Annotated in this window: 17 protein-coding genes; 8 read left to right on the top strand and 9 right to left on the bottom strand. The window is 67.9% G+C overall.

Going from position 1 to position 16805, the window contains the following annotated elements:
* Positions 1 to 93 precede the first annotated feature (93 nt).
* Complete coding sequence (gene menC / locus AC1RTA_RS11410; protein WP_492784775.1) at positions 94 to 1158, bottom strand: o-succinylbenzoate synthase; 1065 nt, start codon at positions 1156 to 1158, stop codon at positions 94 to 96.
* A gap of 133 nt (positions 1159 to 1291) precedes the next feature.
* On the opposite strand from menC, the gene AC1RTA_RS11415 reads away from it, so the two are divergent.
* Complete coding sequence (locus AC1RTA_RS11415) at positions 1292 to 1909, top strand: cytochrome b/b6 domain-containing protein (protein WP_492784776.1); 618 nt, start codon at positions 1292 to 1294, stop codon at positions 1907 to 1909.
* A 28-nt stretch (positions 1910 to 1937) separates the two neighbouring features.
* Here the strand turns inward: AC1RTA_RS11415 and menB are convergent, their stop codons facing one another.
* From menB to AC1RTA_RS11435, 4 genes are all read right to left on the bottom strand, one after another.
* Positions 1938 to 2768 carry a 1,4-dihydroxy-2-naphthoyl-CoA synthase gene (gene menB / locus AC1RTA_RS11420; RefSeq protein WP_492784777.1) on the bottom strand — a complete coding sequence of 277 codons (831 nt, stop codon included), beginning with the start codon at positions 2766 to 2768 and terminating at the stop codon, positions 1938 to 1940.
* Positions 2769 to 2860: 92 nt separating this feature from the next.
* Positions 2861 to 3769 (bottom strand): polysaccharide deacetylase family protein, encoded by a 909-nt coding sequence (locus AC1RTA_RS11425; protein WP_014237928.1) that lies wholly within the window; start codon positions 3767 to 3769, stop codon positions 2861 to 2863.
* Between the two features lie 277 nt (positions 3770 to 4046).
* Complete coding sequence (locus tag AC1RTA_RS11430; protein WP_014237927.1) at positions 4047 to 4421, bottom strand: SMR family transporter; 375 nt, start codon at positions 4419 to 4421, stop codon at positions 4047 to 4049.
* A 5-nt stretch (positions 4422 to 4426) separates the two neighbouring features.
* Positions 4427 to 4798: an Mth938-like domain-containing protein gene (locus AC1RTA_RS11435; RefSeq protein ID WP_130458666.1), complete on the bottom strand. Its 372-nt coding sequence runs from the start codon at positions 4796 to 4798 to the stop codon at positions 4427 to 4429.
* Between the two features lie 111 nt (positions 4799 to 4909).
* Between AC1RTA_RS11435 and alaC the strand changes: the two genes are divergently transcribed.
* From alaC to AC1RTA_RS11465, 6 genes are all read left to right on the top strand, one after another.
* Positions 4910 to 6097, top strand: coding sequence for an alanine transaminase (gene alaC / locus AC1RTA_RS11440; protein ID WP_014237925.1), 1188 nt, complete (start codon positions 4910 to 4912; stop codon positions 6095 to 6097).
* 67 nt (positions 6098 to 6164) lie between these two features.
* The gene (locus AC1RTA_RS11445) at positions 6165 to 7391 is read left to right on the top strand and encodes a pyridoxal phosphate-dependent aminotransferase (RefSeq protein ID WP_205231244.1); all 1227 of its coding nucleotides are present in this window, start codon (positions 6165 to 6167) and stop codon (positions 7389 to 7391) included.
* Positions 7392 to 7446: 55 nt separating this feature from the next.
* Positions 7447 to 8757: a homoserine dehydrogenase gene (locus AC1RTA_RS11450; protein ID WP_014237923.1), complete on the top strand. Its 1311-nt coding sequence runs from the start codon at positions 7447 to 7449 to the stop codon at positions 8755 to 8757.
* 252 nt (positions 8758 to 9009) lie between these two features.
* A complete protein-coding gene (locus AC1RTA_RS11455; RefSeq protein ID WP_014237922.1) occupies positions 9010 to 9267 on the top strand; it encodes a DUF2249 domain-containing protein in 258 nt (85 codons plus the stop codon).
* A 167-nt stretch (positions 9268 to 9434) separates the two neighbouring features.
* The gene (gene thrC / locus AC1RTA_RS11460; RefSeq protein WP_287875703.1) at positions 9435 to 10874 is read left to right on the top strand and encodes a threonine synthase; all 1440 of its coding nucleotides are present in this window, start codon (positions 9435 to 9437) and stop codon (positions 10872 to 10874) included.
* Positions 10875 to 10957: 83 nt separating this feature from the next.
* Complete coding sequence (locus AC1RTA_RS11465; protein ID WP_492784778.1) at positions 10958 to 11578, top strand: class I SAM-dependent methyltransferase; 621 nt, start codon at positions 10958 to 10960, stop codon at positions 11576 to 11578.
* 31 nt (positions 11579 to 11609) lie between these two features.
* On the opposite strand, the gene AC1RTA_RS11470 is transcribed toward AC1RTA_RS11465, so the two are convergent.
* Both AC1RTA_RS11470 and nadC read right to left on the bottom strand, forming a co-directional pair.
* On the bottom strand, positions 11610 to 11747 hold the full coding sequence (locus tag AC1RTA_RS11470; protein ID WP_014237918.1) for a hypothetical protein: 138 nt from the start codon (positions 11745 to 11747) through the stop codon (positions 11610 to 11612).
* A gap of 224 nt (positions 11748 to 11971) precedes the next feature.
* Positions 11972 to 12856, bottom strand: a complete 885-nt coding sequence (gene nadC, locus AC1RTA_RS11475) for a carboxylating nicotinate-nucleotide diphosphorylase (RefSeq protein WP_492784779.1) — start codon at positions 12854 to 12856, stop codon at positions 11972 to 11974.
* Positions 12857 to 12918: 62 nt separating this feature from the next.
* Between nadC and AC1RTA_RS11480 the strand changes: the two genes are divergently transcribed.
* Entirely contained in the window at positions 12919 to 14403 is a 1485-nt protein-coding gene (locus AC1RTA_RS11480) for an FMN-binding glutamate synthase family protein (RefSeq protein ID WP_130458661.1), read from the top strand.
* On the opposite strand, the gene AC1RTA_RS11485 is transcribed toward AC1RTA_RS11480, so the two are convergent.
* Both AC1RTA_RS11485 and AC1RTA_RS11490 read right to left on the bottom strand, forming a co-directional pair.
* On the bottom strand, positions 14400 to 15278 hold the full coding sequence (locus tag AC1RTA_RS11485) for a DMT family transporter (RefSeq protein WP_492784780.1): 879 nt from the start codon (positions 15276 to 15278) through the stop codon (positions 14400 to 14402). The two genes, AC1RTA_RS11480 and AC1RTA_RS11485, sit on opposite strands and share 4 nt — an antisense overlap.
* Positions 15279 to 15320: 42 nt before the next feature.
* Positions 15321 to 16805, bottom strand: a 1485-nt coding sequence (locus tag AC1RTA_RS11490; protein WP_492784781.1) for an NAD(P)H-hydrate dehydratase, incomplete at its 5' end; no start/stop codon positions are given.

Here is a 16805-nt window from a genome sequence, read left to right on the forward strand (position 1 = left end):
CGGAGGATGGCAGGAATGCAGCATATTTGCCATTGGCATGAATGTCGAGGGCCGGGACACAACTGCCGGCGCTCGCCGCGGCGGGCGGGCGCCTCAGGCCGGCGTGGCGAAGGGCTGGAAACCGAGGCCGGGGCCGGCGGGGAGAGTGAGGTAGCCGGCGGCGACGGGGGGCGGGGCGCCCAGGTCCGTCGCCAGCCATTCGGCGGTGGCCAGGCCGTGGGCCAGATCGCCGCCGAGGGCGGCGGCCAGATGGGCGGCGGCGAGGAGGCCGCAGGCGGATTCCAGGCTGCTGGTGACGACGCAGTCGCCGCCGGCGGCGGCGAAGCGCTGGGCCAGGGCGACGGCGGGGAGGAAGCCGCCGAGGCGGGGCAGTTTGAGGATGAGGCGGCGCACGGTGCCGTCGAAGAGGGCGGCCTGGGGCAGATCCGCCAGGGATTCGTCCAGGGCCAGGGGGAAGGTGGCCCGGGCCTGCAGGGCGGCCCAGGCCGGGGCGCTGGGCTGGGCCAGGGGTTCTTCCAGGGCGTCGATGGGCAGGCCGGCCAGGGCGTCGAGCCAGGATCGGGCATCGCCTTCCTGCCAGGCCCGGTTGGCGTCCAGGCGCAGGGTGCTGCCGGCGGGCAGGCGCTGGCACAGGTCCTGGACCAGGGGTATCTCCTGGGAGGCAGGCGCCAGGCCGATCTTCAGCTTGAGTACCTGGAAACCGGCTTCCAGCGCGGATTCCAGGGAATCTGCCGTATGCGGGCCGAGGCTGCCCAGGCTGGCGTTGACCCGCACGCGCTGGCGGCAGTCGCAGCCCCGGATGCTGGCGTTGAGGGAGCGGCCGTTGCGCCGGGCCAGCAGGTCGAGCAGGGCGCTTTCGACCCCGGCCCGGGCGGCGGGGGTGTCGAAGCTGGCGGCGTCGTTGAGGGCTTCCAGGGCGGTGGCTGCCTCCAGCCCCCTGAAGCATTGCTGCCATTGGACCAGGGCGGCGGCTGCGGCGGCGGGGGGTTCCGTACCGATGCCGGGCAGGGGGGCGCAGTCGCCGTAGCCAACGCCGCCGTAGTCGTCTTCCAGGCGCACCAGCCAGCCTTCCCTCTGGTCGAGGCCGCCGGCGGCGCTGCGCCATTGCTGGCGGAAGGGCAGGCGGTAGGGCTCGAAGGTGAAGGTGCGCAGGGTCATGGGCGGAGTGTAGCGGGTTGCTCCGGCCGCCGGGAGGGGCCGGCGGGGCGGATGAGTGCGGATGCGGTGCGCTTAAGGCGGGCTTAAGGATCGGGCCTTAGGCTGCAGGCATCATCCTGTTGTGGAGTGTTCCATGGAAACCGTGACCTACCGCCGCCAGCGGGTGTTCGACCCCCTGCTGCGCCTCTTGCACTGGTTCAACGCCCTGGCCATCGTGCTGCTGTTCGCCACCGAGCTGGGGGCCGAGGCCCTGGAGAAGGGGCCGGTGCGGGAAGCGGTGTGGCACGGCCACGTGCTGCTTGGCTACGGCCTCATCGCCGGCCTGGGGCTGCGTCTGCTGTGGGGCCTGGTGGGGCCGCAACGGGCCCGCTGGAGCGACTTTTTCCACGTCTCCGTGTGGTTGCGCCGCCAGAAGGCCGATGCCGGCGCCTTCGGCCATGACGCCTGGGCCAGCCTGGCCTACCTGGGGCTTTACGCGGTCTTGATCGGCATGGGCGCCACCGGGCTGGTGGCCGCTGCCGGCTACTTCCAGCTGGGGCCCCTGGCCGATGGCGGCATCACCAGGGAACTGGCCCACAGCTTCAAGGAAGTGCATGAACTGGGCGCCAATCTGGTGTGGGCCTTCATCGCCGTGCACATCGGCGCCCTGATCTGGCACGAGCGTCGCGGTGCGCCCATGGCCCAGTCCATGGTCAGCGGCTACCAGTACCGGGTGGCGGACGAGTCGCAGCAGGCGCAATCCGCGGTATGAAAAAAGGGACCTGGAGGTCCCTTTTTTTTTACGGCCGCTTGCGGTATTTGCCGAAGTCCGGCGGGCGGCGTTCGAGCCAGGCGTCGCGCCCTTCCCGGCCTTCCTCGGTCATGTAGAAGAGGCCGGTGGCGTTGCCCGCCAGTTCCTGGATGCCGGCCAGGCCGTCGGTGTCGGCGTTGAAGCCGGATTTCAGCATGCGCAGGGCCATGGGCGAGAGGCGCAGCATTTCCTGGCACCAGGCCACGGTTTCCTCCTCCAGCTTTTCCACCGGCACCACCGTGTTCACCAGGCCCCAGTCCAGGGCCTGGGCGGCGTCGTACTGGCGGCAGAGGAACCAGATTTCCTTGGCCCGCTTCATGCCGATGGTGCGGGCCATGAGGCCGGCGCCGAGACCCGCGTCGAAGCTGCCGACCCGGGGGCCGGTCTGGCCGAAGCGGGCGTTTTCGGCGGCGATGGAAAGATCGCACACCAGGTGCAGCACGTGGCCGCCGCCGATGGCATAGCCGGCCACCATGGCCACCACGGGCTTGGGCAGGCGGCGGATCTGCATCTGCAGGTCGAGCACGTTGAGGTGGGGGGTGCCGCTTTCGTCGTGGTAGCCGCCGTCGTCGCCCCGCACCTTCTGGTCGCCGCCGGCGCAGAAGGCGTCGGGGCCTTCGCCGGTGAGGATGATGGCGCCCACGGCGTTGTCCCGGTGGGCCCGGTGGAAGGCGTCGATGAGCTGCATCACCGTTTCCGGGCGGAAGGCGTTGCGCCGCTCGGGCCGGTTGATGGTGATCTTGGCGATGCCGTCACAGGTTTCGTAACGGATGTCGGAGTAGTCGGCCTGGGCAACCCAGGGCAGGGCGGGTCGGATCATGGCGTCTGGCGCGGGGATGGGGAAAGAAGGCGCCAGTATAACGGCCCGGGCGGCGCGGCGATTTGATCTGGCATCGCCCGGGTGGCAGGCCTTCAGCCCATGAGGAATTCCGGCCCCTGCTGCATGAGCTGGCCGGCCCGGCCCGGTACTTCGCCCCGGGTCACCTGGCAACGGGGCAGCATGTCCCGGTCCAGGGCGTCCACCATCTGGCGGCAGGCCACCAGTTCGTAGCCCTGTTCCTTCCAGCCGGCCAGGAGACGCTCGAACTCGGGCAGCAGCTTCATGCCTTCCAGTTCGGCGTGCAGGGTGAATACGTGGCCGTTGTCAGGTGCGTCGTGGGTCAGGGCCAGCAGGCGGTCGGCATAGGTTTCGGCGGTGATGCCGTCCCGGCCCACCATTTCTTCCGCCGTCGGCAGGGTGGTGGGCAGTTGGGGGCAATTGACCAGCTCGCCCTCGATCACCGGCAGGTAGGGGCCGGTGCCCCGGGTGTCGCTGGCGTAGGCCAGGCCCAGCCGCTGGGTCAGGCGCAGGGCGTGGCGGGTGGTCTGCCAGCCGCTGGCGGCGCCGGCGGCGGGGCGCTGGCCGAGAATGTCCTCGTAGCGCTTGGCGGCCTTGGCCATTTCCACTTCCACCCATTCGTTGTCGGCCTGGGCCAGCTTCTTCTGCCACATCACCCGGTCCCAGCTCTGGATGCCGGTCTCGAAGCCGGCCTCATGCACGGCCCGCAGGATGTGGGCGGCGCGGCGGCCGATCTCGGGGGCGGGAATCCAGGCGCCGTAGAGCAGGCTGGTGAAGCCGTAGCGCTCCAGGCGGGAGAAGGTCTTCTGCCCGGCCGGCGTGGTGCGGGGCGGCACGTAGCCCGTGTTGTCCTTGCCCAGGGAGAAGAAGAAGGTGGCCTGGGCGCCGTGCTTCTGCAGGGCTTCCACCAGGCGGGGCACGCCGACGCGGGCGCCGCGCAGGGTGTCGACATTGATCTTGAGGGCGAGTTTGGGCTGGGACATGGGGCGATTTCGGGTCTGACTGGAGAGGCCGTCGCGGCCGACAATGGGATTGGCGCCGTCTTGCGCAGCGGCCGGGGGGAGATTGTAGTTTCATTCCGGCCGTTTGCGGTGGCCGTGTGGACGGAAATGGGCGGGAACAACGCGGGCAACGCTATCCGCCAATGAAAAAACGCGCTCCGGCGTTGGGTCCGGAGCGCGTTGAAAGTACAGCTGTCCGTCTTGGAGGAGAGGACAGCCTCAATTGTAAGGATATCTACTGACGCCTTTCTGACGGACTTCAGGCGGAGCGGGTGATGACGTACACGCCGAGGACGATGCAGCCGATGCCGAGGAGCTTCTGGGCGCTGAGGGCTTCGCCGAACCAGTGCCAGGCGATGAAGGCATTGATGACGTAGCCGATGGAGAGCATGGGGTAGGCGATGGAGACGGGCACCCGGGAGAGGGCCATGATCCACACCACCAGGCTGACGCCGTAGGCCACCATGCCGGAGAGGATGAAGGGGTTGAAGGCCAGCTTGAGGCCGATGGGCAGGACGTTGTCCAGGTGGAAGTCGAAGTGGCCGACGGCGTTGGTGCCGGCCTTGAGCAGCAGTTGCCCGGCGGCGTTGAGGATGACGCCGGCCAGGATCAGGGAAAAGCTGATGGCGTTCATGCCCCTCAGCCCTGCAGCAGGGCGCAACCGACGCTGCGGCCTTCCGCCACCAGGATGTTGTAGGTGCGGCAGGCGGCCTGGGTGTTCATCACCTCCAGGCCGACGCCGGCCCGCATCAGGCCCTGCAGCAACTGGGGATGGGGAAAGCGCTGCTTGGCGCCGGTGCCGAGGATCATGATTTCCATCTTCAGTTCGGCGAGGAAGTCGAAATCGGCCTGGGTCAGGCTGTCGAAAGTGGCGTCGGTCCAGTCCTGGATCAGGCGCCGGGGCAGCAGCACCAGATTGCCCTGGTGGTTCTTACCGTTGATGGCCACGTAGTCGTCACCGTAGCCGGTGAAGGAATAATGGCCGTCTGTACTGTCTCTGTGGAGCTTCATGGTCGGCTGCGGTGCACAAACGGGGTAAGAAAGGGTAGGATTATAGCCTTTTTACGCGCCCGTCCGGACCGTCCGGCCGCTGGTGCCGACTGCCGGAATTCCCCTGCGCCCATGAAAGACTTTCCCCGCATCAAGCGTCTGCCGCCCTATGTGTTCAACATCACCGGCGAGCTGAAGATGGCTGCCCGCCGTCGGGGCGAGGACATCATCGACATGTCCATGGGCAACCCGGACGGCGCCACGCCGAAACACATCGTGGACAAGATGGTGGATGCCACCCAGCGCGGCGACACCCACGGCTATTCCGTCTCCAAGGGCATTCCCCGGCTGCGCAAGGCCATCTGCGACTGGTACCTGCGCCGCTACAACGTGGAATTCGACCCGGACAGCGAGGCGGTGGTCACCATCGGCTCCAAGGAAGGCCTGGCCCACCTCATGCTGGCCACCCTGGATCGGGGTGACACGGTGCTGGTGCCCAATCCCAGCTACCCCATCCACATCTACGGCGCCATCATCGCCGGGGCCAACACCCGCTCCGTGCGCATGACCGACGATGTGGATTTCTTCGAAGAACTGCAGCGGGCCATCCGGGAATGTACGCCCAAGCCCAAGATGATGATCCTGGGCTTCCCCAGCAATCCCACGGCGCGCTGCGTCGAGCTCGACTTCTTCGAGCGGGTGGTGGCCCTGGCCAAGGAGCACGACATCCTGGTGGTGCATGACCTGGCCTACGCCGACATCGTCTTCGACGGCTACCGGGCCCCCTCCATCATGGAAGTGCCCGGCGCCCGGGACGTGGCGGTGGAATTCTTCACCATGTCCAAGAGCTACAACATGGCCGGCTGGCGCGTCGGCTACATGGTCGGCAACAAGGAGTTGTGCGCCGCCCTGGCCCGCATCAAGAGCTACCACGACTACGGCACCTTCACGCCGATCCAGGTGGCCTCGGTGATCGCCCTGGACGGCCCCCAGGACTGTGTGGAAGAAGTGCGCCAGACCTACGAACTGCGTCGCAACGTGCTGGCCAAGGGGCTGCACGAGGCGGGCTGGATGGTGGAGGTGCCCAAGGCCTCCATGTACATCTGGGCCAAGATTCCCGAGCCCTACGCCCACCTGGGTTCCCTGGAATTCGCCAAGAAGCTGCTGGCGGAGGCCAAGGTGGCGGTCTCCCCGGGCATCGGCTTCGGCGATTACGGCGACGACCACGTGCGTTTCGCCCTGATCGAGAACGAGGCCCGTACCCGCCAGGCGATCCGCGGCATCAAGGACATGTTCCGCAAGGACGGCCTGCTCAAGTAAGCCGGCCGCCAGACAAAACCGAATTGATCTTCGTCCGGCCCCGCCGGCAACCCCGCAGGAAAACAAAGTGCGACCCATCAAGAAATCCGCCAAGCTCGACAACGTCTGCTACGACATCCGCGGCCCCGTGCTGGAAAAGGCCAAGCAGATGGAAGAGGACGGCCACAAGATCATCAAGCTCAACATCGGCAACCTGGCCTCCTTCGGTTTCGATGCGCCGGAAGAGATCCAGCAGGACATGATCCGCAACCTGCCCAATTCGGCGGGCTATTCCGACTCCAAGGGCATCTTCGCGGCGCGCAAGGCCATCATGCACTACGCCCAGCAGAAGAAGGTCAAGGGCGTTGGCCTGGAAGACATCTACGTGGGCAACGGCGTTTCCGAACTGATCGTCATGTCCATGAACGCCCTGCTCAACCCGGGCGACGAAGTGCTGGTGCCGGCCCCCGACTATCCCCTGTGGACCGCTGCCGTCAGCCTTTCCAGCGGCACGCCGCGGCACTACATCTGCGACGAGGGCGCCGGCTGGCTGCCCGACCTGGACGACATCCGGGCCAAGATCACCGAGAACACCCGGGCCATCGTCATCATCAACCCCAACAACCCCACCGGCGCCCTCTATCCCGATGACCTGCTCAAGGAAATCGTCGAGATCGCCCGCCAGCACCACCTGATCATCTACGCCGACGAGGTGTACGACAAGGTGCTCTACGACGGCGTCGAACACACCGCCATCGGCTCCCTTTCGGAAGACGTGCTGACCATCAGCTTCAACGGCCTTTCCAAGAACTACCGTTCCTGCGGCTACCGGGCCGGCTGGATGATGGTCTCCGGCGACAAGCGTCCCGCCGCCGACTACATCGAAGGCCTCAACATGCTGGCCTCGATGCGCCTGTGCGCCAACGTGCCCGGCCAGTGGGCCATCCAGACCGCCCTGGGCGGCTACCAGAGCATCAACGACCTGGTGGCCGAGGGCGGCCGCATGCGCCGCCAGCGGGACGTGGCCCACGAGCTGATCACCGCCATTCCCGGGGTCACCTGCGTCAAGCCCAAGGCCACCCTGTACATGTTCCCGCGCCTGGACCCCAAGGTCTATCCGATCCAGGACGACCAGCAGTTCATCGCCGAACTGCTGCAGGAAGAAAAAGTGCTGCTGGTCCAGGGCACCGGTTTCAACTGGCCCGAGCCGGACCACTTCCGCCTGGTCTTCCTGCCCCATGTGGACGACCTCAAGGAAGCCGTCGGCCGCATCGACCGCTTCCTGGCCGGTTACCGCAAACGTCACGGCACCTGACCGCACCTGATTTTTCCAACCACGATAATTAACTCAGCAACTAGGGATCTTGCATATGAAAGCGATCAACGTCGGCCTGCTCGGCATCGGTACCGTCGGTGGCGGCACCTTCACCGTCCTCAAACGTAATGCGGAAGAAATTACCCGCCGGGCCGGCCGTCCCATCGAGATTTCCATCGTGGCCGATCGCAATCTGGACCTGGCCCGCCAGGTCACCGGCGGCGCCTGCAAGGTCACCGACGATGCCTTCGCCGTGGTCAGCGACCCCAATGTGGACATCGTCGTCGAGTTGATCGGCGGCTACGGCGTGGCCAAGGACCTGGTCATGAAGGCCATCGAGAATGGCAAGCACGTGGTCACCGCCAACAAGGCCCTGCTGGCCACCCACGGCAACGAAATTTTCGCCGCCGCCCAGAAGAAGGGCGTCATCGTCGCCTTCGAAGCCGCCGTGGCCGGTGGCATCCCCATCATCAAGGCCCTGCGCGAAGGCCTCTCCGCCAACCGCATCGAGTGGGTGGCCGGCATCATCAACGGCACCACCAACTTCATCCTCTCCGAGATGCGCGACAAGGGCCTGTCCTTTGCCGACGTGCTGAAGGAAGCCCAGCGCCTGGGTTACGCCGAAGCCGACCCCACCTTCGACGTGGAAGGCGTGGACGCGGCCCACAAGCTGACCATCATGTCCGCCATCGCCTTCGGCATCCCCATGAGCTTCGACAAGGCCCACGTGGAAGGCATCACCAAGCTGGACGCCATCGACATCAAGTACGCCGAGCAGTTGGGCTACCGCATCAAGCTGCTGGGCGTGACCAAGCGCACCCCGGAAGGCGTGGAACTGCGCGTGCATCCCACCCTGATCCCGGAAAAGCGCCTCATCGCCAATGTGGAAGGTGCCATGAACGCCGTCCTGGTGAAGGGCGACGCCGTCGGCGCCACCCTCTACTACGGCAAGGGCGCCGGTGCCGAGCCCACCGCTTCCGCCGTCATCGCCGACCTGGTGGATGTCACCCGCCTGCATACCTCCGATCCGGAACACCGGGTGCCCCACCTGGCCTTCCAGCCCGACGCCGTGGTGGACCTGCCGATCCTGCCCCTGGCCGAAGTGCAGACCGCCTACTACCTGCGCCTGCGGGTGGAAGACAAGCCCGGCGTGCTGGCCGACATCACCCGCATCCTGGCCGACCAGTCCATCTCCATCGATGCCATGATCCAGAAGGAGCCGGGCGAGGGCGAAGTGCAGACCGACATCATCCTGCTCACCCACCAGACCCGGGAAAAGAACGTGGACGCGGCCATCGCCAAGATCGAAGCCCTGGCCGCCGTGCAGGGCCAGGTCACCCGCCTGCGCCTGGAAGAACTGCAGTAAGCGGCACCGCGCAGCCCTGACGGGCTGCGATGCAACAAGGACGGGCATCTTCAGCCTGCCTTCCCGGAAATGTCCGCCCCGTGCGGGTCTCCGGGATGGTGCGGTGAAGGTGCCCGTCCTTTTTCTTTGGCAGGATGGGGCAAAAGTCCTTGGCCGCCTCAGGGGTTTTGCCTGTCTGGATCAAAGACGGAGCGGTGCCGCCCGGACACAATGGGCGCTCCTGTTTTTACTCCGATCCCTGCGAGGACATCCATGCACGCCTGCGACCAACCCACTCCCCTGGCCCTCTATCCCTTCGACGCCCGGGGCGTTGCCAAGCGCTTCCGCCACGCCGCCATCTTCGGCGCCTTCGACGCCCTGTTCCCCGGCGAGACCATGCGCTTCTGCAACGACCACGACCCCCTGCCGCTGCTGGACCAGCTGCTCACCCGCTACGGCGACGGCATTTCCATTGCCTACGTGCAGCGCGAGCCGGGCGCCATCGTCATCGACTTCACCAAGCAGGGCTGAGGCAGCGCGCCGGCCAGCCCGGCGCCGCCCGATCCCACTAGGCCGGCCTTGCGCCGGCCTTTTTCTTGGTTACAAGTTCAGGATGATCAAGGCTCCGCCTTCGGCAAGGGGAGCGGCCGTGGTATCCTTCGGCCCTTCCTTAAGTCCTTGAACGTCCCGGATTTTCCATGCGCTATCTGTCTACCCGCGGTGATGCAGCCTCCTCCCCGACCCAGTCCTTCTGCGACATCCTCCTCGGCGGCCTGGCCCCCGATGGCGGCCTCTACCTGCCGGAAACCTATCCCCAGGTGAGCCGGGCCGAGCTGGATGCCTGGCGTCAGCTGTCCTACGCCGAGCTGGCCTTTGCCGTGCTGTCCAAGTTCATCGACGACATTCCCCCGGCCGACCTCAAGGCCATCTGCGACAAGACCTACACCGCCCAGGTCTATTGCCATGCCCGTCCCGGCGACAACGCCGCCGATGTGACCCCCATCCACTGGCTGGAGCAGGGCAAGCTGGCCCTGCAGGAACTGTCCAACGGCCCCACCCTGGCCTTCAAGGACATGGCCATGCAGCTCTTGGGCAACCTTTTCGAGTACGTGCTGGCCAAGCGCGGCGAAGAGATCAACATTCTCGGCGCCACCTCCGGCGACACCGGTTCCGCCGCCGAATACGCCATGCGGGGCAAGAAGGGCGTGCGTGTCTTCATGCTCTCCCCGGACGGCAAGATGAGCGCCTTCCAGCGGGCCCAGATGTATTCCCTGCAGGACGAGAACATCCACAACATCGCTGTGCGCGGCATGTTCGACGACGCCCAGGACATCGTGAAGGCCGTCTCCAACGACGCCGCCTTCAAGGCCAAGTACAAGATCGGCGCCGTCAATTCCATCAACTGGGCCCGGGTTGCCGCCCAGATCGTCTATTACTTCAAGGGCTACTTCGGCGCCACCGAGAACAACGACCAGCAGGTGGCCTTCTGCGTGCCTTCCGGCAACTTCGGCAACATCTGCGCCGGCCACATCGCCCGCATGATGGGCCTGCCCATCGGCAAGCTGATCCTGGCCACCAACGAAAACAACGTGCTGGACGAGTTCTTCAAAACCGGCGTCTATCGTCCCCGCAAGACCGCCGAGACCTTCGTCACCTCCAGCCCCTCCATGGACATTTCCAAGGCCTCCAATTTCGAGCGTTTCGTCTTCGATCTGGTGGGTCGCGACCCGGCCAAGGTGCGGGAACTGTGGGCCCAGGTGGATGCGGGCAATGCCTTCGATCTGCGCGGCACCCCCTACATGGACAAGCTGGCCGGCTTCGCCTTCGTCTCCGGCGCCAGCAGCCATGCCGACCGCCTGGCCACCATCCAGTCCTGTTGGCAGACCTATGGTGTGATGATCGACACCCACACCGCCGACGGCCTCAAGGTGGCCAAGGAAAATCCCGTCGCCGGCATGCCCACGGTGGTGCTGGAAACGGCCCTGCCGGCCAAGTTCGCCGAGACCATCCGGGAGGCCCTGGGCCGGGAACCGGAAGTGCCTGCCGATCTCCAAGGTCTGGAAAAGCTGCCCCAGCGCGTCGAGGTCATGGACCCGGATGTGAATGCGGTGAAAGCCTTCATCCAGGCCCGGGTCTGACAGGTCTGGCGGGCCAGTAAACGGCCGGCCATTGCCGAACGGGGCACCTGCGGGTGCCCTTTTTCTTTGATGGAGCGATCAAGATGAGCCAACACGAAAAATTCTGGAGTGAGCGCTTCAGCGCCGCCGGCGAGGACTACCTTTTCGGCACCGCTCCCACCCGTTTTCTCGCCCTCCACGAATTCCTCCTGGGGGCGGGCAGCACCGCCCTGTCCGTAGCCGACGGCGAGGGACGCAACAGCGTCTGGCTGGCGGAGCAGGGCCTGCAGGTGACGGCGGTGGAAGTGTCGCCGGTGGCGGTGGACAAGGCGCGCAGGCTGGCGGCCGGCCGGGGCGTCCTGGTGGATTTCCAGGTGGCGGACCTGCTGGCCTGGGCGTGGCCCGAGGCCGCCTACGACCTGGTGCTGGCCGTGTTCATCCAGTTCGCCAATCCGGCGGAACAGGAACGGATTTTTGCCGGCATGGCCCAGGCCCTGAAGCCGGGCGGTCGCCTGCTGCTGCACGGCTACACCCCAAAGCAGCTGGAATACCGCACCGGCGGCCCCAGTGCGGTAGAGAACCTGTACACGCCGGAACTGCTGCGCCAGGCCTTCGCCGGCCTGGAGATCGAGGAACTGCGGGAGTATGAGGCGGAACTGCATGAAGGCCAGGCCCATCGGGGCCGTTCGGCCCTGATCGACCTGGTGGCGAGAAAGCCGGGCTGAGGTTCAGCCCGGCGGGAATGGCGAGGCGCGGCTAGAGGTAGATGACGGCCGGGAACACGGCGGCAGCCAGGACCAGGACCAGCCATTCCAGATTGTGACGGGCGAGGAAGCCGGTGAAGTGCAGCACCAGCACGGCGATGGCGATGACGTAGAAAAGCGCGAACAGCATGTCGTTCCCCCGGTGACGACCCCGGCGGATGGCCCGCCGTGGCGGCGGAACCGGGGTTCTTCGGCCGATTATAGCCACCTGCTCCGGCGCTGCCGTGACATATTTGGCTCCCGGCCGGCCCGGGAACAAAGAGATGCAGGCCTGCCGGAGGGCAGGCCCCAGGCGGATGGGTAAGGCGCTGGGGAAGCCGGTGAGAGGCGGTGGAGAGCCGCTGCGGCGGCCCCTCAGCCCGCCTTGAAGCGCATGGAGAGATCCAGGGCCTGCACGTCCTTGGTCAGGCCGCCGATGGAGATGCGGTCCACCCCGGTTTCGGCGATGGCCCGCACCGTTTCCAGGCTGACGCCGCCGGAGGCTTCCAGCACGGCCTGGCCGGCGGCCAGGCGGGAGGCTTCCGTCATGTCGGCCAGGCTCATGTTGTCCAGCAGGACCATGGTGGCGCCGGCGGCCAGGGCCTGGCGCAGCTCCTCCAGGTTTTCCACTTCCACCTGGATGAACTTGCAGGGCACGGTCGCCGCGGCGGCCACGGCCTTGGCCGCCGCCACGGCCTGGGCGATGCCGCCGGCGGCCATGATGTGGTTTTCCTTGATCAGGATGGCGTCGTAGAGGCCGATGCGGTGGTTGTCGCCGCCGCCGCAGGTGACCGCGTATTTCTGGGCCAGGCGCAGGCCGGGCAGGGTCTTGCGGGTGTCCACGATGCGGGCCCTGGTGCCGGCCACCGTATCGACGAAGCGGCGGGTGCGGGTGGCGACGCCGGAGAGCAGCTGCAGGAAATTGAGGCCGGTGCGCTCGGCAGTGAGCAGGGCCCGGGCCGGGCCGGCGATGTCGCACAGCAGCTGGTTGGGCTGGACCCGGTCGCCGTCCTGGGCGTGCCAGGTGATGCGGCAGGCCGGATCCACCTTGCGGAAGGCGGCTTCGAACCAGGCGGTGCCGCACAGGGTGGCCTCTTCACGGGAAATCACCGTGGCCGTGCCGGGCTGGCCGGCCGGGATCAGCTGGGCCGTCAGGTCGCCGCCGGCCACGTCCTCGGCCAGGGCGCCATCCACATTGCGCTCGATTTCGGCGGCGGGGGGCAGTTGCAGGGTGAGTTGGGAATCCACGGGCTTGGGCACGGCAGGCTTTCGTTCATGTTAGATTGACCGGACGCAATTCTAACATCCGCAAAGGAGGCGCCATGGGCAGCGAAGCAATGGGTATCCTGCATGTCAGTCTGGGCGTCCTGCTCGCCCTGGGCCTGGCGGCGTGGCTGGTGTACTGGTATGTGCAGGACATCACCCAGAAGCGCCACACGGTGCTGCGCAACTATCCCATCGTCGGCCACCTGCGCTATTTCTTCGAGAAGCTGGGGGAGTACTTCCGCCAGTACTTCTTCCTCAACGACCGGGAGGAGCGCCCCTTCGACCGGGCCACCCGGGGCTGGATCTACCGCCTGGCCAAGAACGAGGGCGGCATCCTGGGCTTCGGCTCCACCTACGACCTGCACCAGACCGGCGCCATCCTCTTCGTCAATGCGCCATTCCCCGTGCTCGACGAGGAACGCCTGCCGACGCCGCCCCTGGTCATCGGCGAGGGCTGGTGCGACAAGCCTTTCACCGGCCGCTCCCTGATCAACATCAGCGGCATGAGCTTCGGCGCCATTTCCAAGCCCGCCGTCCAGGCCCTGGCCCGGGGCGCCCAGATGGCCGGCTGCTGGATGGATACGGGGGAGGGCGGCCTTTCGCCCTACCACCTGGAAGGGGGCTGCGACATCATTTTCCAGATCGGCACCGCCAAGTACGGCTGCCGCGACGACCAGGGGCGCCTGTCGGAGCAGAAACTGCGGGAGCTGGCGGCCCACGACAACGTGCGGGCCTTCGAGATCAAGCTGTCCCAGGGGGCCAAGCCGGGCAAGGGCGGGGTGCTGCTGGCGGCCAAGGTGACGCCGGAGATCGCCGCCATCCGCGGCATTCCCCTGGGCCAGGATTCCCTCTCGCCCAACCGGCACCGGGACATCGCCGACATGGAGCAGCTGCTGGACATGGTGCAGCGGGTGCGGGACGTCACCGGCAAGCCGGTGGGCATCAAGACCGCCATCGGCGGCTGGCAGTTCATGCACCTGCTCAACGAGGCGGTGCTGCGCCGGGGGCTGCACTGCGCTCCCGATTTCCTCGCCATCGACGGCGGCGAGGGCGGTTCCGGGGCGGCGCCCCAGGCCCTGGCGGACCATATGGCCCTGTCCATCATGGAGGCCCTGCCCCGGGTGGTGGATTCCCTGCTGGAGGCCGACCTCAAGGGCCGGGTGCGGGTCATCGCCGCCGGCAAGCTGGTGACCCCGGCCAAGGCCGCCTGGGCCCTGGCCTGCGGCGCCGATTTTGTCAATTCGGCGCGGGGCTTCATGTTCTCCCTGGGCTGCATCCAGGCCCTGCGCTGCCAGAGCAACACCTGTCCCACCGGCATCACCACCCACAACCCGCGCCTGCAGCGGGGCCTGGACGTGGAGGACAAGGCCGAGCGGGTGGCCGCCTACTGCCGCAACATGGGCAAGGAGATGGACATGATTGCCCACTCCTGCGGCCTGCGCCACGCCCGGGAATTCCAGCGGGAGCACGTGCGCATGGTGCAGCCCAACGGCGAGAGCGTGGCCCTCAACATGCTCTATCCCTATCCCCGCCCGGCCTAGCCGCGGCGGCTTTCCCGCCGCTGGGCCAGGGCCAGCCACAGGCCGCTGCCGGCGATGACGGCCATGCCGGCGGTAGTGAGGCCGTCCGGCAGGTGGCCGAAGACGATCCAGCCGAGCAGGGTGGCCCACAGCAGCTGCACGTAGAGGAAGGGCGACAGGGTGGAAGCCGGGGCGTGGCGGAAGGCGGCGATGAGCAGGAAATGGCCGCTGCCGCCGAACAGCCCCATGGCGCACAGCAGGGCCCAGTCCCAGCCCTGGATGGCCGGGACGGCGCCGAACCAGGGTGCCGCCAGGGTCATGGTGAGGGTGCCCACCAGGGCGGTGTAGAAAAGCATGGTCAGGGTGTTCTCGGTGGGCGAGAGCTGGCGCGTCAGCAGTTGATAAACGGTGTAGCAGCCGGCGCAGGCCAGGGCCCAGGCAATGCCTTCCAGGTTGAGGTCGCCGCCGGGGCGGGCGATGAAGAGCACCCCGATGAAGCCGATGCCCACCGCCAGCCAGCGGTTGAGGCCGATCTTCTCGCCCAGCCAGGGGCCGGCCAGGATGGCCACCAGCAGGGGCGTGATGAAGACCACGGCAGTGGTCTCGGCCAGGGGCATGTTGCGCAGGGCCGCCATCATGCAGGCGGTGACGCCCACCAGCAGCAGGGCGCGCAGGATCTGCAGCCCGGGCCGCCGGGTGCTGAGCAGGCCCCGGCCCAGGCGGGGACCGAGAAAGACCAGCATCAGCAGGCAATGCACCAGGTAGCGGGCCCAGGCCAGGAAGGGAATGGGATAGGTGGCGGCCAGGGTCTTGGAGGTGGCATCCAGCAGGGCGAAGAAGAAGACGGCGGCGAGCATGAGCAGCACGCCCCGCAGGGGATGGCTGGGATGGGACATCGTTTTTCTTTTGCTGGGCGGAGCGGCGCTCCGCGGTAAGGGTCAGACGGCCGTCCGGCACCAGGCGTTGAACAGGGCCCTGGCCGCCACTGCCGTCTCCGAGGCAGTCAGACCGATGGGGCCGACGCCGGTTCCCGGCAAGGTGTCGGCGGCGGCGCCGTGTAGATGCACCGCCCCCAGCAGGGCTGCGCCCGGCTCCCAGCCCTGGGCCAGGAGCGCCACCGTCATGCCGGTGAGCACGTCGCCCTGGCCGGCGGCGGCCTGGCCCGGGTTGCCGCTGGTATTGATCCACCAGCGCCCGTCCGGCGCGGCGACCACGGTGCCGGCTCCCTTGAGGGCGACCCAGGCGCCAAACTGCTCGGCCAGCTGCGTGGCGGCGCCGATGCGGTCAGCCTGCACTGGGGCCACTTCCGTGCCCAGCAGGCGCGCCGCTTCCGCCGGGTGGGGCGTGAGCAGCCGCGGCGCCTGGCGGGTGGCCAGGGCCTGGGCCAGGGTGGGGTCGGCCGCCAGCAGGTTGAGGGCATCCGCATCCAGGACCAGGGGCAGTGGGCCGGTAATGGCCCGGGACAGGAATTCCCTGACCTCCGGCGCCTGGCCCAGGCCCGGGCCCACGGCCAGGGCGGTGAGGGGGGCGGCCTCCAGGGCCGCGGCCGGACGCAGCATCAGTTCCGCCTGCTGGAGATCGAAGGCGGGGCCGTGGCGGTCCGCCAGGCCGACGAAGACCCGGCCGCAGCCCAGGAGCAGGGCGGCGCGGCCGGCGAGGAGGGCGGCACCGACCATGCCGGCGGCGCCGCCGAGAATGCCGGCGCTGCCGTAGCTGCCCTTGTGGCTGTTGCGGCGGCGGGGCTGCAAGTGGGCGGCGAAGTGTTCCCGGCCGATGCTCCAGCCGTCCGCCGGCACCAGGGCGGGGGCGTCCAGCTCCAGGGCGGCCAGATGCAGGGCGCCGCAGTGGTCCGGCCCGTCCAGGGTGAGCAGGCCCGGCTTGTGGGCGATGAAGGTGAGGGTGTGGCTGGCGCGGATGGCCGGCCCCAGGGCGCGGCCGCTGTCCGCATCGAGTCCGGAGGGGCAGTCCAGGGCCAGCAGGGGGCAATGGTCCCGCTCCGCCAGATGGTTGGCGGCGGCCACGGCATCGGCGTAGGCGCCGCTCAGGGGGCGTTGCAGGCCGATGCCGAAGAGGCCGTCCAGCACCAGGCCCCAGCGGGGGCAGGGGGGGATGGCGTCGAGGATGGCGCCGCCGGCCTCGAGGAAGGCTTGGCGGGCGGCCCGGGCGTCGGCCGGGGCCCGCTGGCCGTCGTCCCAGGCCACCACCTGTACGGCGAAGAAGCGGGCCTGCAGGTGGCGGGCGGCCACGTAGGCGTCGCCGCCGTTGTTGCCGGGGCCGGCCAGCACCAGCAGCGGGCCGGGGCGGCACAGGCTGGCGGCCAGGTCGGCGGCGGCCAGGCCGGCCCGTTCCATCAGGGGCTGCTTGCCGGTGGCGGCTTCGAGGGCGCGCAGGCCCTGGCTGCGGTAGAGGGGCAGGGCGGGGGG

The sequence above is a fragment of the Azospira sp. MPR-E4 genome, assembly GCF_058809645.1.

Bases quoted from the DNA above. Each gene is read 5' to 3' on its own strand.
- AC1RTA_RS11435 (WP_130458666.1), bottom strand. From the start codon at position 4,798: ATGAAGCTCCACAGAGACAGTACAGACGGCCATTATTCCTTCACCGGC.
- AC1RTA_RS11450 (WP_014237923.1), top strand. From the start codon at position 7,447: ATGAAAGCGATCAACGTCGGCCTGCTCGGCATCGGTACCGTCGGTGGC.
- AC1RTA_RS11480 (WP_130458661.1), top strand. From the start codon at position 12,919: ATGGGCAGCGAAGCAATGGGTATCCTGCATGTCAGTCTGGGCGTCCTG.
- AC1RTA_RS11415 (WP_492784776.1), top strand. From the start codon at position 1,292: ATGGAAACCGTGACCTACCGCCGCCAGCGGGTGTTCGACCCCCTGCTG.
- alaC (WP_014237925.1), top strand. From the start codon at position 4,910: ATGAAAGACTTTCCCCGCATCAAGCGTCTGCCGCCCTATGTGTTCAAC.
- menC (WP_492784775.1), bottom strand. From the start codon at position 1,158: ATGACCCTGCGCACCTTCACCTTCGAGCCCTACCGCCTGCCCTTCCGC.
- AC1RTA_RS11485 (WP_492784780.1), bottom strand. From the start codon at position 15,278: ATGTCCCATCCCAGCCATCCCCTGCGGGGCGTGCTGCTCATGCTCGCC.
- AC1RTA_RS11465 (WP_492784778.1), top strand. From the start codon at position 10,958: ATGAGCCAACACGAAAAATTCTGGAGTGAGCGCTTCAGCGCCGCCGGC.
- thrC (WP_287875703.1), top strand. From the start codon at position 9,435: ATGCGCTATCTGTCTACCCGCGGTGATGCAGCCTCCTCCCCGACCCAG.
- AC1RTA_RS11430 (WP_014237927.1), bottom strand. From the start codon at position 4,421: ATGAACGCCATCAGCTTTTCCCTGATCCTGGCCGGCGTCATCCTCAAC.
- menB (WP_492784777.1), bottom strand. From the start codon at position 2,768: ATGATCCGACCCGCCCTGCCCTGGGTTGCCCAGGCCGACTACTCCGAC.
- AC1RTA_RS11470 (WP_014237918.1), bottom strand. From the start codon at position 11,747: ATGCTGTTCGCGCTTTTCTACGTCATCGCCATCGCCGTGCTGGTGCTG.
- AC1RTA_RS11455 (WP_014237922.1), top strand. From the start codon at position 9,010: ATGCACGCCTGCGACCAACCCACTCCCCTGGCCCTCTATCCCTTCGAC.
- AC1RTA_RS11425 (WP_014237928.1), bottom strand. From the start codon at position 3,769: ATGTCCCAGCCCAAACTCGCCCTCAAGATCAATGTCGACACCCTGCGC.